Source organism: Acinetobacter sp. KB005 (genome assembly GCF_049949095.1).
Taxonomy (GTDB): Bacteria; Pseudomonadota; Gammaproteobacteria; order Pseudomonadales; family Moraxellaceae; genus Acinetobacter; species Acinetobacter calcoaceticus.
In genome coordinates this window covers 2,937,938-2,953,190 of sequence record NZ_CP188191.1, presented here as the reverse complement: position 1 = coordinate 2,953,190, position 15,253 = coordinate 2,937,938, and the positions used below count along the sequence as shown (strand labels likewise).

Genomic DNA, 15,253 nt, shown 5'->3' with positions numbered 1-15,253 from the left:
TATAAATTAATACAGAATGGTCTGTACACTAGGTCTTGCTAAATATCGATTATTGGTGGGGCTTTTAATTTTTTATTTGGTATATTTGAGATTCAACATCTTGAGTAATTATTATGACGATTAGAATTGATTTAGTTCAAGGCAGGACAAGCTATCATGATCGTTATGATAGAAATCCTGATTTACTGTTTATCAGTTTACAGACTTACGAAGATATCTTGCATGACCCAAACACCGATTTAAGCAAAGACTTTAATAATTTTTATGGTTGTGAAGTCATTACAGTGAACTCTTTAAATATTGATTATATATTTTTTGAGAAAACCGATTTGGATGCTGCGCTTGAAAAGTATATAAGCCAAAGAACCCAATTGATAACTATTCCAAAGCATTTGCCTTCACATAGTACATCAGCTCCTACAAACTCCAAACTACGGTCTATTGAAGATGATTTTACTTTAGAAAATTTACAAATTGAAGAGAAGATAATTGTTGCTTACCGGCAGTCTCAAGAAAGTAAAAAATTAGATTTTTAAGAGCCGAAAGGCTCTTTTTTAATGGGAATAATCTAAGTCTTCTATGTCCTATATCTTAATTATAAGTACCAGTATTGAACATGTTTTTGCAGAGAAAGCCTCGCTAAATATCGATTATTGGCGGGGCTTTCTATCTTTTAACTTATGATATATTGGTATCAATTGAATAATTAATAAAGTTAATAAGTATGAAAAGATATATTTTTATAGGGCTCGTGATGAGTGTGCTTTCAGCTTGTTCAAATAATGTATTAAACCCTGAAACTCCTAAACAAGTTCAAGCGCAGCCACCAGAGAAAAAAGTCAAGCCTCCAGTCCTTGGCACAAGTAAAAAATGGGACTCATCTTTTGACTGTGATCCAATTAAAGTTAAAAATTTTATAGGTAAAACTGGCTTAACCGAAAAGCAGGTTCTATCGATGACCAATGCTCGAATTTATCGAAGTGCTTATCCAGGAGAAGCGCTTACTGAAGACTTCCGCCCAGATCGAGTCACTATAGTAATTGATCCAAAAACAAAACGAATAGTAGCTAGTGCGTGTGGCTAACTTAAACAAAAAATAATCGTTCATAATATTTTGTTTTATAAATTGTAATTTTCTAATTTTTCCTTAGAAATATTATATTTAGTAGTGAGTATCACGTGAATACTTAAGGTTATGCAGCTCATTTTTAAAATTTGGTTGGTTTTTATATAAAGAATATATCGTTATATTTTAACCTTATTTCTGATTAGAAGGTAAAAGTGAAAAAAGTATTAGCACTAACAATTTAAATGTCATCATCTTATACATCTGCTGTATCAAATGAAGGATTTGAGCAGGACATCCGTAGTTATTCTTTATTGCATGGCGTTAGCACAGCAGAAGCAAATCAAGCATTGTTTTTAGAAGCTAACCGAGACTCTGCTTTAGATGCTATTGAAGAGGAGTTCAAGGGGCGGATAGCTGGTATTTATGTTGAAAACTCACCTACATATAAAATTGTGGTTAGAGTTAAAGGTTATGGCCAGAATGAGAAACGCAATATATTAGTAGGGAATGCTATTTCAAAAAGCAATTTGCCTATAGAAATTCAATACGGAGCTAAAGAAACAAGAGAAAATGCTAAAGGACAATTAGATAAAGCTGCTAAATTAGCTAGTAAATATTTTTCTAAAGTTCAAACTGTTGGATATGACGAAAAAAGTGGAAATATTTATGTACGTGTAAATGGTAAACAAACAACAGAGAATCAAAGAAAAATAGATAAAATCAAAGCAGCGTGGAACAACCCGAACTTACCTTTGGAAATTAATTTGGTTAACTGGTCTATTAAACCACTATAGTTTGTATAATTAATTTTGCTAAATATCGACAAAACAACATGTTTATAGAATTTAAAGACTTGAAGAAAAAACGGAACATCGCTTTATTAACTGTAATTTTTCTTATTTTTGGTGGGGCATATTTCATTATTAATAATAAGGGAAATATTCAAAGAGTTGAATCAGTGATATATACAGATAAAACGATAAATGAGAAATTTGGAGAAATTAAAAGTTATAGTATCAGTAGTTTTGGATCGGACCATTATTCTATCCCTAAACGACCACTTTACTTTTATAAAGTTGATATAGTTGGCGCGAAGGCTGATGGGGTAGTTAAAATTGATATGAGGAAAGATCAAAAACAGCTTAAATATCTTTATACAATTAAAATTACGGATGAAAGTCCTCATGGTTTTCGTATAAGGATAGGGAAGTATTAATTTATCTTAATTTCAAAATTAAAGAGCAATATATAATAGTTTTTATGTCTATTATAGATAAAGCTGTGTGGCAGTCTACTCATAAAGTTGAGACTATATGTCATGAAGATCGATATTTCGAAAATGGACATTGTAGTAAAATTGATGGAAATATGACTGATAAGCTTTTTAAGAATAAGTAGTTTTTAACCTAAATATGCTTAAAAGCTTATCAGAGTACTAACTGAGATATTAAAGGTTTGTATTATAGAAAGAAGCCAATTTGTCTACTGCTTGATCAACGTGATCAGGTTGATCATACATGGTCATATGTGTTGCATGATCAACAAGGAATAGTTCTTTTTTAGTTTTGGCTAAATCATAGAAATGTTTACTGTGCCACAATGATTCAGCATCACTCCCCGCTATTAATAGTAGTGGCTGCTTAAGTAATTCTTGAATATTCTCGGCTGCATCAAATGCAATAATTTTATCTACACTTGAAAATAACAATTTATTCTGTGAATTTTTATGTTGTCCCCGAGAAGTTCTATAATATTCAGTCGCTTCTCGTAAATCATGTGGTGTATTCGCATCAGGTTTTTCAGGCACATAATTGATATATACAGGTTCTGCACCATTTGCTTCTCGGGTTCGTTGCTGAGCGACTTGATCCAATAATTTTAATTGATCTGATAAAATTCCGTCACCATGCCAGCCTTTACGGAATCCCAAACCAATATCAAAACCACTCACAGTACCCACTGCTTTAATACGATGTTCTGTCATTGCTGCATTAATGCTATATCCACCACCAGCACAAATACCAAGTGCGGCAATACGATTCTTATCAACGAATTTCAATGTCGTGAGATAATCAATACCACTTCGAATATCTTCTATGCGTTCAGTTGGATTCTCTAAAAATCTAGGTTCACCGCCACTTTCACCTTGGTGAGAGGCATCAAATGCTAAGGTGATAAATCCTTTTTTAGCCAGCTTTTGCGCATATAAGCCTGCGGTTTGTTCTTTTACACCACCGCCAGGATGAGTCACAATAATTGTAGGATATTGTTTTTTCTCATTGAAGTTATCTGGTAAATACAAATTACCAGCCATTATGATTTGACCATTTTTGAAAGTTACATGTCGCATATTTTTTTGACTGATTTCTGTGCTGATCTTCGTTTTTATTTCTGCTGCAAGGGTGGCTTGAGCAGTAAAAACCATGGTTCCAAATGTTAGTGTTGAAATTAAAAATCCTTTTTTAACAAGACTGTGTAATTTGAATTTAACAGTTACTAGTCTTGTATTAAGGATATTAGAAATGTCATTTTTCATGTTATGAGCCTTATTCAAAATTAGTCAAAAATTTGGGATAGCTGTTGTTTTAGAGACTCGATATCATTGTTAATCTGTGGATTTTTCATGACATCGAAAAATGAAAATGTTGGTAATATTTCAACACCACAAAATTTGTAGTTTGCTGTGTTGTGAATAAATGCATCATCAACAGATCTACCTTCAAATAATTTTTGATTAGAATCATTAAATGCTTCTTGAGGAGCATTCCATGTTAGGGATAACATGTACTTTTTACCGAAAAGCTTTCCGCCTGTACCGTATTGCTTGGTTGGATCCTGTCGAGTACGTCCATCACCAGTTAAAAAACTTCCCTGTTTCATGCCTTCAGTAAAGACTTCATCAATATATTTTTTATAGATCCATGGAGAGCCAAACCAATACACGGGAGACTGGGTGATGATTAAGTCAGCCCATAAATGTTTATTCACTTCTTCATTGATATCATAGCCTTTTTCAACCTCGGTAAGCTGGATTTCACAATCTAGACTGAGCATTGTTTCTTTAATAATTTCAACTATTGAGCTATTTAATGTGCCAGTAGAAATACCTTCATAGAATTGATGTGTATTAATAATTAATACTTTTTTCATCATATATACCCTAAGTTTTATTTGCCTATTGAGGATATTAGTTTGCACTGGAGACGAAGAATTAGATTGCCAAATTTGCTTTAATTCTTGCCTAATACGATGAGAAGTGGCAAAAGCATAACTAATAAAATTTTAATCTGTTAATCTTAAACAGTATATTGATATCCTGATTTTGTGAGGAGCGGGCTAAAATGAATCGGTCTAGTGTAGATAATTTCCTCCTTTCTTTAGTTGAAGATATTGCTCAAAACGATGGGGACTATCCTACAGAAATTCCAGTATTATCTATTTATCGTCGCAGTACAGTTACTGATCCGATGCCATGTGTATTTGGCTTGGGTTTAGGTGTCACACTACAAGGCAGAAAGCGCGTAACTCTTGGAGAAGATGTCTTTGATTATGGTTCTGGACAAGCACTTATTAATACGATTGATTTACCAGTTGTCTCTTATGTAACACAAGCCACAATAACAGAACCTTATTTAGGATTACGCTTAGATCTGGATGCAAATTTAATTGTACAAATTGCTACGGAAATGAATGCTTCCAGAATTTACAAAGGTGGACCGTCAAGAGCGATGTCTGTTATAGCATTAGATGATGGGTTACTTGATGCCTTAATGCGTTTAATTAAACTTTTAAATGAACCTAACAAAATTCCATTTATTGCACCCTTAATTCAGCGAGAAATTATCATTCGGTTACTGGACGGTGAGCATGGTCCAATGCTCCAACATCTTGCTGCTGTAGGCTCTCCAAGTCAGCAAATTTCTCAAGTAATTGCTTGGATGAAGTTAAACTATACAAATACTATTTTAATAGATGAATTAGCAGCCAAAGCGCATATGAGTTCATCTACTTTTAGACAGCATTTCCGTACTCTTACTGGATTAAGCCCCTTGCAATATTTAAAAAATTTGCGTTTGCAAGATGCACGACATTGGATGCTTTATGAAGATATGGATGCTGGTAGTGCTGCTATACGCGTTGGCTATGAGAGTGTTAGTCAGTTTAATAGGGAATATGCCCGAATGTTTGGGGAACCTCCACTCAGAGATATAAAACGCATGCGCAATCTAAGTAATTGAAATAATATATTTATCTAGCTATTTAAACTAAATAGAAATGAATATTTTTGAATGAACATACTGTAGTAATTTAACTTATCCTTTATCGATAGTTTTTTAACTTAAAGGCAGCTAGTTTCCTGATACAGCTATCGCTGTTTTTAGCACATTATCGATCATGATATTGAGTTCATCATTACTCAAATGACTAAATTGTCCATCAATAATTAAATAGCTTAGACCATGAACCATTCCCCAAGCTAACCTTGCCATGGTTTGACTCTGGGCAGCATCGGCAGGGGCATCAAATGCTGTTGCCGCTGCGTACACCATTCCTGTATAGAATAAATTTGTCATAGATTTTAATTTTTCATCATCTTGAGCGACAGTAAACTGGCTATACATCAGTCTAAATAAAGATGGATTTTTAATAGCAAAATATATGTATTCTTTTCCTGAGTTTAAAAAACCGTCTTTGGGGTGAGTTGCATTATGAATAGCATGCGCCTGAGCTTCTATTAATTCTTCAAATCCATATATAGCTAAAGCTGTCAGTAGTTCTTCCTTATTTGCAAAATGTCTGTAAACCGCATTTGGCGATACACCAATCATGCGGGTCAGTTCTCGCATACTAAAATCAATATCCTGACTAGATTCTAATAATTGTAAGCCATTAATAAGTAAAGCTTCTCTTAAATTACCATGATGATAGCTAGAAGCTGGATTTGTGTTCGATGTTGACACTATACACATCCTCGTGTAGTTTTAATTATGTATACAGTGTATACATTCGTTGATACATACTGGAATTATACAAAAAATTAATCAACAGGTAGGATGTAATCGAATGAACAGGACAAGTATCCGTAATGAAATTGTTAACAATAAGCTGGTTTCTTCCGTAGTAGGGAAGTTTCTGAGTTTCCATCAAAGCCGAGTTCCCTATAGCCCAGATAATCCTTTTCTTGTAGGTCCTTTTGCGCCAGTTACTGAAGAGGTTTTTTCAAGTGATTTGGTTGTGCATGGAGAAATACCATCTTCATTAAATGGCATTTTCTTAAGAATGGGCCCAAATCCATTAGAAGTTGAAAACCCTGCAAACTATAATTGGTTTATGGGCGATGGGATGGTACATGGTCTAAGGTTAAAAGATGGTCAAGCATTATGGTATAAAAATCGATATGTAGGGACGCATCACATACATAAAAAATTAGGGCGAGAGAAAATAAAAGGTGAGCCTCGAGGTCCAGTTGATGTCGCAAATACGAATATTATTGGTCATGCAGGAAAGATCTGGACAATAACAGAATCAGGACCGTTTCCAGTCGCTTTAGATCATGAATTAAATAGCCTTAAATATGGTTTATTCAACAGTAAAGATAATTATCCTTTTACAGCTCATCCTCATGTAGACCCAGATACTAAAGAATTACATGCGATTTGCTATGATGTTTTACTGCCAATGCAAGTCTATTATCAGGTGATTGATCAATCGGGCCAAGTTAAGAAGCGAGTCAGTATCCCTGTTAAGCATGGGCCAATGATGCATGATTGCGGTATGACAAAAACTAAAATGCTAGTTCTGGATTTCCCTGTAACTTTTTCAATCGAGAGAATGTTACAAGGGATGCAATTACCCTATTCATGGAATGAAAAGCACCCTGCGCGAATAGGTGTCTTACCAAAAAATGGTGATGCACAAGATATAAAATGGTTTGATGTAGATCCATGTATTATTTTTCATTCATTTAATGCATATGATCTTGAAAATGGCGATATCATTTTTGATGCTTGTGTTCACACCAAGACCTTTACTGACTCTATTCAGGGACCAGTAGATAAGCAGCTTATCCAGTTTGAAAGATGGACTTTGCAATTTGGTACTCAAACTCTAAAACGGAAAGTAATTTCAAAAATTCCTCAAGAATTTCCTCGTCTAGATGAACGTTTTGTTGGGAAACCCTATCGCTTTGCTTATTCAATTTCTGTTGGAAATGAAGGTGAGCCAGTAGATAATATTAATTTAAAAGCAAATAATTTATTGGTCCATGATTTACTCAAAAGTGAATCCTATAAGCATTCATATGGTGATGATTACTTCACTGGTGAAGTAATTTTTTTACCAAAACAAGCTGAGAGTGAAGAGGGCGATGGTTGGTTAATTTCGTATATCCATGCTTTAGATGGGATAAAGCCAAGTAAAGTAGTAATACTCGATTCTAAAAAAATTGGGCAAGAACCCCAAGCTACTATTGATTTACCTGTAAGAGTGCCTTTGGGTTTTCATGCAAATTGGGTGGACGAATAGAAATAGAACTATTTTTCTGTGCATGTTGTTTACAGGGTGCGCAGTTAATCTGATTTGCAATGTTGAACATGTTTTTGCAGAGAAAGCCTCACTAAATATTGATTATTGGCGGGGCTTTTTACTTTGTGTGTTAAGCTGATCTTTATAATTATATGGATTAGTACAATGTTCATTTGCATTGGTGGTGATTTAGACGGTGAAGTTGTAAATAACCGTGAAGGTACGTACTTAGAAGCCAGTGAAATAGATTCAAGTAAACAATCAACATACAACCGCCAGAGCTATATTATTGGTGAAAACACTTATCGATTTTGGCTGTGTGCGGAGTTGACCTATGCTGAGACAACAAAAATAGCGAATGATTACTTGGCGCAAAAACATCCATACCTTTCATAATTCAGATATTAAAAAATAAGCCCGCCAATTTTGACGGGCTTAATCTATTTAGGGTAAGTCTGCTAAATACGGGTTAACTAAAAACAATTAAAAAAGCCCCCTCATATCTGAGAGACTAGTCATATCAATTTTCTGGGATGAATGGCTGTAATTTCTTAAATAACTAAACAAATCAAATTGATAAAAGTAGTTAATAGTATAATAAATCAGTGCACTAATTTATTCTTTATAGTAGCAGAGCCTCAAAAATAACTTCCAAGGCACTGTTAATAAGAAATTATTTGTTATTAGGATCAGGCTGTTCATTATTCTCAGGCAGATCTTTTACAGTGCCAGGAACTTGTGAAGGCTGAGTTTCAGTAGGTGGTGTTGCTGCAGAATGCTTATTCATTTTAGCTTTGATGACATTGGCGTGGTTAGTTGTATTTTGAGAAAAACTTTTAAAACCCGACATTTTTATCTTCTTATCTTCACTAGGGAGAGCTCATAGTACGCTTTAAAAGCCGTTACATTGCGGTAGTTTTAAGACTTATGTGTGTTGATTTGTCCCAGAAAAGATCTTTATCTCGAGGACTTATTTCATAAATAAAATCAATTATATATAACCTGTTGAGTCTTATCCTTTAAATTTTGAAATTACGTTATCCAACTTTCAAGTAGGGGTACATAAAGCACACATATATAAATTTTCTCAAGGTATGGGATTAATAAAGTTTTAAAAATTAATTCAATCTAGTGTCCTACAAAATATTGATAGTATAAAAATATTGTTGAGCATAATATATATGATTAAATTGGAGCATATTAATGCTAAAAGACATTACAATTATTGATTTCCAAGGTAAAGAAAAAAGAGCGCAGGCAAACTATACAGAAGTAAATACTAATAAAATCAATCATTCATCTAGAGTTCAGAGACCCAAAGTTGAATATATTTTGTTAAAAGGTGAATGTATTTACCCTACTTTAAATTTGGTTTTCAACAGTTCCGATGGCAACAGCTATTATATAGAATAAACATGACCCACTTCGGTGGGTTTTTTAATAGTTGATTTTAATTTGCCGAACGCCTTACGGCACAGGAAGCCCGCTTTGATTTGGTCTTGGCAGTCTGCTACAAGAATGCACTTTAGAAGCATGATGACTGCTCCAATGGTACTGTCAGCTTTAGATGAGCTTAAAGAAAAATGTATTAAATCTAAAGCACATTAAATTTAGTCACCAAGATGAACTAAAAAATTTAGCTATAAAGCTCCTAAACACGATGCTTTTCTTTTGATGGGGTGAAAAATTAAACTGACTTAAAGGTGGTCGTGATATGGTATAAAAGCACCTCCAATAATAAGGATTATATATGTCAGACAATTCAACAAAATGGCTTTGTGTGGGTGGTGTTCTAAGTGGCGAGTGGAGAGAGCAGCAATTAGAAGCTTTTGATGTTGATCCCAATGATTTAAATACTCATAGTTATGAACCAATGAAACTCATTAATCCTGTTACCAAGGCAGAACAGGATTTCTATGTATATACTGAGCTACAAGAACACGCATATGATAGGGCAATAAATTTTGCCTTATCCAAAAATCAATAAGATCAAGAGAGCACTTAGGTGCTCTTTTTTATCTGAAGATATGACCTGTTAAATAATTTATTAATTCCCAATGACTCGCTTCTCAAGCATCTCCATAAAAGTTTTTAAAATAATATTGTGGTTTTTGCCTTTGTGAGTAATTAAGCAAATGGGCGTGCTGTAATGCATTTTTTCCTTTGAAACTGGCTGCATAAAGCCATCTTCAACCCATTTCTTTGCGTAGTGATCGGGTAAAAAACCCAAGAATTTTCCAGTTAAAATTAGGAATGCAATTCCTTCACGGTCACTTGCAGTCGCTTTACAATCTAAAAGCTGGTGCAACTTTGCTGCTTCTGGAGTGATGGCGTAATTGGGAAGTACGGCTTGCCAGGTTTTTAACTCACCTAAATTGAGGTTGCTACATTGGTTGAACAGTGGATGGTTTTTACCGCAATACAAAAATGAACTTTCACTATATAAATCAAAATAATCTAGACCAGACAAAGGGGTAACAAGGGGAATTGCTCCAGCATGTAAACGGTTGTCTAGCACACGGCATTCAATATCTGAAAGCGTGCTCATACTAATGTTAATAATTACTTCAGAATGTTCTTCGGCGAGTTGTGCCAGCGTATTGGTAATATAGCCACTTGGCATGGTCACAAGGTTGTTAATAATACCTATATTAAATTCACCCTTTAGACGATTATGCATCTGATTAACTTTAGAACGAAAATCTTCGATAGAGGCGGTGAGCACTTCTATATATTCTAAAATTTCCCGTCCTTCATCAGTCAATGCAAAGCCTGCGCGTCCACGCTGGCATAGCCGAATGCCCAGACGATTTTCTAAATCACTCATATGCAGACTAATTGCAGAACGGCTAATGCCAAGAATACTTTCGGCAGATGTAAAACTATGACAGTCACAAACTGTTTTAAATATTTTAAGTAATTTGATATCAAAATCAGTCACTTGATTTAATTTTTTGGGTTTCATTTAGTTTTGTTTTTTTAAATCTAAACTCAAGATAATTTGAATTTATCAAAACTATGTCGCTCTGTACACTCAAAAAATAGCCTCAAAACAAGAAGAGTGATTATGTTTGATATCGACAAATTAACTGATGGTGATTCTGCATCGGAAACCGTTCAATCAAATGCTCAGATGAGCTTAAATTATCAAGCGCATTGGATGCCATTTTCTGCAAATCGTAATTTTCATAAAGATCCACGAATGATTGTTGGCGCTAAAGGATCTTATTTAATTGATAGCTCAGGCCGCGAAGTCTACGACTCTTTGTCGGGCCTTTGGACTTGTGGTGCAGGACATACGCTTCCAGAAATTCAACAAGCCGTAAGTACTCAGTTGGCAAAGTTGGATTACTCCCCAGCATTTCAGTTTGGTCATCCTTTGTCATTTCAATTGGCTGAACGAATTATTCAGCATATGCCTGAAAAATTGCAGCATGTGTTTTTTACTGACTCAGGTTCAGAGTCTGCCGATACCGCAATCAAAATGGCTCGTGCCTATTGGCGAATTAAAGGCAAACCAAGCAAAACCAAGTTGATTGGGCGCGCACGTGGCTACCATGGTGTAAACGTTGCAGGGACAAGTCTTGGTGGTATCGGCGGTAACCGTAAAATGTTTGGTCAGCTCATGGATGTAGACCATTTACCGCATACCTTACAGCCAGATTTAAGTTTTACCAAAGGCTGTGCTGAAACAGGTGGTGTAGAGCTTGCCAATGAAATGCTTAAGTTAATTGAGCTACATGATGCATCTAATATTGCCGCAGTCATTGTAGAACCCGTTTCTGGTTCGGCAGGGTGCATTGTACCACCGACTGGTTATTTAAAACGCTTAAGAGAAATCTGTGATCAACACGATATCTTGCTGATTTTTGATGAAGTCATTACTGGTTTTGGGCGGATGGGGAAATGGACAGCTTCAGAATATTTTGATGTCACGCCAGATATTTTAAATTTTGCCAAACAAATTACCAACGGTGCCATTCCACTTGGTGGTGTGGTGGCAAGCCATGAAATTTATGATGCCTTTATGCAGCAAGATTTACCAGAACATGCGGTTGAATTTACCCATGGCTATACCTATTCGGCGCATCCGGTGGCTTGTGCGGCTGCTTTAGCAACACTCGACGTTTTAGAAAAGAAAAATTTAATCCATCAATCAGCTGCTCTAGCTCCAAGCTTTGAAAAACTTTTACATGAGTTAAAAGGTGCTCCAAACATTCTGGATATACGCAACTGCGGGCTGATTGGTGCTGTGCAATTAGCGCCACGTGATGGTGATGCGACGATTCGTGGTTTTGAAATTGGTATGCAACTTTGGAAAGCAGGTTTCTATGTCCGTTTTGGTGGCGACACGCTTCAGTTTGGCCCAATGTTTAATAGCACAGAGGCAGAGTTACAACGACTCATGAATGCCGTGGGCGAGGCAATTTATCAAGTCAAATAACACTGATCGACTTAAAACTTAATTGGACAAGATGAATAGACACAAGGAATAAAGATGAACACTTTAGAGAATTTTGACAGCAACGCGATTGCCAACACAGACACAGATTCAAGTCAGCAAACCGTTAAAGTAGTAGGGCATTTTATTGATGGTGGACTCGTAACCAAAACTACCAAGAAACAACCTGTTTATAACCCTGCGACAGGTGAAAGTAAGAAAGATGTTGCACTTGCAGACGCAGAGCTGGTCAACCAAGTGGTTCAAATTGCAGAGCAGGCTTTTCCAGCATGGCGCGATACACCAGTGATTAAGCGTGCACGTGTGATGTTTAAATTTAAGCAATTACTCGAAGAAAATTCTGACAAGCTTTGCCAGCTGATTGGCGAGGAACACGGAAAAATTTGTCACGATGCAAAAGGTGAATTACAGCGCGGCATTGAAAATGTTGAATATGCATGTGGCGCGCCTGAGTTTTTAAAAGGTGAATATTCGAAAAATGTGGGTCCAGATATTGATTCATGGAGCGAATTTCAACCATTAGGTGTGGTTGCTGGGATTACGCCTTTTAATTTCCCAGCGATGGTTCCGTTGTGGATGTTCCCAATGGCGATTGTTTGCGGTAACTGCTTTATTTTAAAGCCTTCAGAAAAAGCGCCGTCGGCTGCGTTATTTCTAGCGGAGTTATTGAAACAAGCAGGGTTGCCTGATGGTGTTTTTAGCGTTGTAAATGGTGATAAAGACGCTGTTGATGCGTTATTGCATCATCCAAAAATTCAAGCGGTTAGTTTTGTCGGATCAACCCCAATTGCAGAGTACATTTACCGTACAGCAACCGCGAGTGGTAAGCGCTGTCAAGCTTTAGGCGGAGCAAAGAATCATGCGATTATTATGCCTGATGCCGATATTGATAACGTCGTGACTTCTTTGTTAGGTGCGGCATTTGGCTCATCTGGCGAACGTTGTATGGCACTGTCTGTTGCTGTTGCCATTGGTGATGAAGTTGCAGATGTTGTGATTGAAAAATTAAAACAAGAAATGAAGCAATTAAAGTTTGGTCACTATGCAGATGAGCGTAATGACTTCGGACCGCTCATTACGCAAGCACATAAAGATAAAGTTCAAGCTTTTATCCAAAGTGCCGAGCAACAAGGTGCTAAAATTGTTGTGGATGGTCGTGATGCAAAACCCGAAGGTTACGAAAAAGGTTTTTTTGTTGGGCCGACTTTAATTGACCAAGTTTCACCAGATATGACAAGTTACCAGCAAGAAATATTTGGTCCTGTTTTACAGGTCATTCGTGTCCAAACCATGCAAGATGCAATGCAACTGATTAATGACCATGAATATGGTAATGGAACGTGTATTTACACTCGTGATGGCGAAGCTGCACGCTATTTTACTAGCAATATTCAAGTTGGCATGGTTGGGGTCAATGTGCCATTACCTGTACCAGTTGCATATCATAGCTTTGGTGGATGGAAACGTTCATTGTTTGGTGATTTATATGCCTATGGTCCAGATGGTGTGCGTTTTTATACGCGCCGTAAAACCATTACGCAACGTTGGCCTTCGACGCAAGTCCGTGAATCCAAACAATTCGCTATGCCTACACTAAATTGATGAATAAAAGGGAAAACTCTGATTTTCCCTTTTTTGTTTCGTACAAGTTGGAGAAGTACATTTTTAAGACGGTTTTAAAATAAGTTTGTCAATTTGAAGGAATCGAATATGAACAATGATAAAACAACAAAATTAGGTGAAGGACTTTCTAATCGACATGTCACCATGATCAGTATTGGTGGCGTAATTGGTGCAGGTTTATTTGTTGGCTCTTCTGCGGCAATTGCAAAAGCAGGGCCTGCCGCCGTACTCGCTTATATAATTACAAGTATTTTAGTTTTTCTGGTCATGCGCATGCTGGGCGAAATGGCCGTAGCACAACCAGATACAGGTTCATTTTCTACATACGCCCGTAAGGCAATTGGACCTTGGGCTGGGTTTACCATCGGATGGTTATATTGGTGGTTTTGGGTACTGGTTATTCCAATTGAAGCCATTGCTGGGGCTGAAATTTTGCATGCTTGGTTCCCGCAAATTTCTAGTGCCGTTTATGCGTTCGCCTTTATTATTTTATTAAGTTTGGCCAATTTTTTTAGTACCAAAAGTTTTGGTGAGTTTGAGTTTTGGTTTGCACTTATTAAAGTTGTTGCGATTGTAGTGTTCATTGTCATTGGGGCAATGGCTGTATTTGGGATGTGGCCTTTAGCAACAAATGTCAGTGGAGTTGGCAATCTGTTTTCAAATGGTGGTTTTATGCCACACGGAATGGGCGGGGTTTTATCAGCAATTTTAATCTCGGCGTTTTCATTTTTTGGAATCGAAATTCTTTCAATTGCTGCGGCAGAATCTAAAAATCCCGAAGAAAAAATTAAACGTGCGACCAATTTGGTGCTCTACCGAATTATTTTATTCTTTGTTGTTTCTATTTTTCTTGCAGTTGCTTTAGTCGATTGGCGTTCGCCAGACTTACAAAAATTTGGTACCTTCCAGTTTGTATTAATGAGCCTGAATGTTCCTGAAACTAAACTAATTATGGATGCTGTCGTTTTTATTGCAGTTGCAAGCTGTATGAATGCCGCAGTTTACACTTCATCTCGCATGTTATTTGCTTTAGGTACACGTCAGGAAGCACCGAGAGTTGTGACAAAAATTAATGGAGCGGGCGTACCAACTTCGGCTGTGTTTTTATCAACTTTAGTTGGAGTCGTCTGCTGTGCCGTGAACTACATGTTCCCGGGACAAGTCTTTGGGTTCTTGCTCTCAACCACAGGCTCAATTGCATTACTGGTGTATTTGGTGATTGCATTTTCACAATTGCGTTTAAGACATAAATGGGAAAAAGAGGGTACTGGTGTATCTTTTAAAATGTGGTTGTTCCCATGGTTAACTTGGTTTGTGATTTTAGTCATTATGACCGTTTTAGGTTATATGTTCTTATCACCAGCCTATAGTTATGAAACCACTTTATCTTTGGGTGTAACTTTAGTGGTGGTCGTTTGCGGGTTGTTCGTCACGCGAAAGCGTAAAGCAACCAGAGCGGTTGCCATGAATTTAGATTAATTAAAAAAAAGAGACTTTAGGGTCTCTTTTTTCATACTCTAGATATATCAGCAAATGCTTTTATATAGTTCAGTTCAATAAATAAATTCTTTTCT

The 15,253-nt window shown here is 36.4% G+C and carries 17 protein-coding genes; 12 read left to right on the top strand and 5 right to left on the bottom strand.

Annotated features, from left to right (window positions below):
• The first annotated feature begins 113 nt into the window (after window positions 1-113).
• From ACPF64_RS14130 to ACPF64_RS14115, 4 genes are all read left to right on the top strand, one after another.
• On the top strand, window positions 114-536 hold the full coding sequence (locus ACPF64_RS14130) for a hypothetical protein (RefSeq protein WP_205469182.1): 423 nt from the start codon (window positions 114-116) through the stop codon (window positions 534-536).
• Window positions 537-724: 188 nt separating this feature from the next.
• A complete protein-coding gene (locus ACPF64_RS14125) occupies window positions 725-1,084 on the top strand; it encodes an I78 family peptidase inhibitor (protein WP_426454037.1) in 360 nt (119 codons plus the stop codon).
• A gap of 227 nt (window positions 1,085-1,311) precedes the next feature.
• Window positions 1,312-1,863, top strand: a complete 552-nt coding sequence (locus ACPF64_RS14120) for a hypothetical protein (RefSeq protein WP_426454035.1) — start codon at window positions 1,312-1,314, stop codon at window positions 1,861-1,863.
• A gap of 38 nt (window positions 1,864-1,901) precedes the next feature.
• Window positions 1,902-2,285 carry a hypothetical protein gene (locus ACPF64_RS14115; RefSeq protein WP_347020032.1) on the top strand — a complete coding sequence of 128 codons (384 nt, stop codon included), beginning with the start codon at window positions 1,902-1,904 and terminating at the stop codon, window positions 2,283-2,285.
• A 231-nt stretch (window positions 2,286-2,516) separates the two neighbouring features.
• Here the strand turns inward: ACPF64_RS14115 and ACPF64_RS14110 are convergent, their stop codons facing one another.
• Together ACPF64_RS14110 and ACPF64_RS14105 are read right to left on the bottom strand one after the other, a co-directional pair.
• On the bottom strand, window positions 2,517-3,605 hold the full coding sequence (locus tag ACPF64_RS14110; protein ID WP_426454033.1) for an alpha/beta hydrolase: 1,089 nt from the start codon (window positions 3,603-3,605) through the stop codon (window positions 2,517-2,519).
• 20 nt (window positions 3,606-3,625) lie between these two features.
• A complete protein-coding gene (locus tag ACPF64_RS14105) occupies window positions 3,626-4,222 on the bottom strand; it encodes an NAD(P)H-dependent oxidoreductase (protein WP_228267565.1) in 597 nt (198 codons plus the stop codon).
• 188 nt (window positions 4,223-4,410) lie between these two features.
• Between ACPF64_RS14105 and ACPF64_RS14100 the strand changes: the two genes are divergently transcribed.
• The gene (locus ACPF64_RS14100; protein WP_426454030.1) at window positions 4,411-5,307 is read left to right on the top strand and encodes an AraC family transcriptional regulator N-terminal domain-containing protein; all 897 of its coding nucleotides are present in this window, start codon (window positions 4,411-4,413) and stop codon (window positions 5,305-5,307) included.
• 111 nt (window positions 5,308-5,418) lie between these two features.
• Here the strand turns inward: ACPF64_RS14100 and ACPF64_RS14095 are convergent, their stop codons facing one another.
• Window positions 5,419-6,039, bottom strand: a complete 621-nt coding sequence (locus tag ACPF64_RS14095; RefSeq protein ID WP_426454028.1) for a TetR/AcrR family transcriptional regulator — start codon at window positions 6,037-6,039, stop codon at window positions 5,419-5,421.
• 94 nt (window positions 6,040-6,133) lie between these two features.
• On the opposite strand from ACPF64_RS14095, the gene ACPF64_RS14090 reads away from it, so the two are divergent.
• The gene (locus ACPF64_RS14090) at window positions 6,134-7,594 is read left to right on the top strand and encodes a carotenoid oxygenase family protein (RefSeq protein ID WP_426454026.1); all 1,461 of its coding nucleotides are present in this window, start codon (window positions 6,134-6,136) and stop codon (window positions 7,592-7,594) included.
• Window positions 7,595-7,759: 165 nt separating this feature from the next.
• Window positions 7,760-7,990, top strand: a complete 231-nt coding sequence (locus tag ACPF64_RS14085; RefSeq protein WP_205469186.1) for a hypothetical protein — start codon at window positions 7,760-7,762, stop codon at window positions 7,988-7,990.
• Window positions 7,991-8,267: 277 nt separating this feature from the next.
• Here the strand turns inward: ACPF64_RS14085 and ACPF64_RS14080 are convergent, their stop codons facing one another.
• Window positions 8,268-8,444 carry a hypothetical protein gene (locus tag ACPF64_RS14080; RefSeq protein WP_004643166.1) on the bottom strand — a complete coding sequence of 59 codons (177 nt, stop codon included), beginning with the start codon at window positions 8,442-8,444 and terminating at the stop codon, window positions 8,268-8,270.
• Between the two features lie 353 nt (window positions 8,445-8,797).
• Here ACPF64_RS14080 and ACPF64_RS14075 point away from each other — a divergent pair, with 353 nt between their 5' ends.
• Together ACPF64_RS14075 and ACPF64_RS14070 are read left to right on the top strand one after the other, a co-directional pair.
• On the top strand, window positions 8,798-9,007 hold the full coding sequence (locus ACPF64_RS14075) for a hypothetical protein (RefSeq protein WP_004643165.1): 210 nt from the start codon (window positions 8,798-8,800) through the stop codon (window positions 9,005-9,007).
• Between the two features lie 337 nt (window positions 9,008-9,344).
• Complete coding sequence (locus ACPF64_RS14070) at window positions 9,345-9,581, top strand: hypothetical protein (protein ID WP_045431740.1); 237 nt, start codon at window positions 9,345-9,347, stop codon at window positions 9,579-9,581.
• A gap of 60 nt (window positions 9,582-9,641) precedes the next feature.
• On the opposite strand, the gene ACPF64_RS14065 is transcribed toward ACPF64_RS14070, so the two are convergent.
• Window positions 9,642-10,559, bottom strand: a complete 918-nt coding sequence (locus ACPF64_RS14065; protein WP_426454023.1) for a LysR family transcriptional regulator — start codon at window positions 10,557-10,559, stop codon at window positions 9,642-9,644.
• Between the two features lie 96 nt (window positions 10,560-10,655).
• Between ACPF64_RS14065 and ACPF64_RS14060 the strand changes: the two genes are divergently transcribed.
• From ACPF64_RS14060 to ACPF64_RS14050, 3 genes are all read left to right on the top strand, one after another.
• Window positions 10,656-12,038 (top strand): aspartate aminotransferase family protein, encoded by a 1,383-nt coding sequence (locus ACPF64_RS14060; protein ID WP_127491958.1) that lies wholly within the window; start codon window positions 10,656-10,658, stop codon window positions 12,036-12,038.
• A 54-nt stretch (window positions 12,039-12,092) separates the two neighbouring features.
• The gene (locus tag ACPF64_RS14055) at window positions 12,093-13,658 is read left to right on the top strand and encodes a CoA-acylating methylmalonate-semialdehyde dehydrogenase (RefSeq protein ID WP_426454020.1); all 1,566 of its coding nucleotides are present in this window, start codon (window positions 12,093-12,095) and stop codon (window positions 13,656-13,658) included.
• A 108-nt stretch (window positions 13,659-13,766) separates the two neighbouring features.
• Window positions 13,767-15,158, top strand: coding sequence for an amino acid permease (locus tag ACPF64_RS14050; RefSeq protein ID WP_426454018.1), 1,392 nt, complete (start codon window positions 13,767-13,769; stop codon window positions 15,156-15,158).
• The last annotated feature ends 95 nt before the right edge of the window (window positions 15,159-15,253 follow it).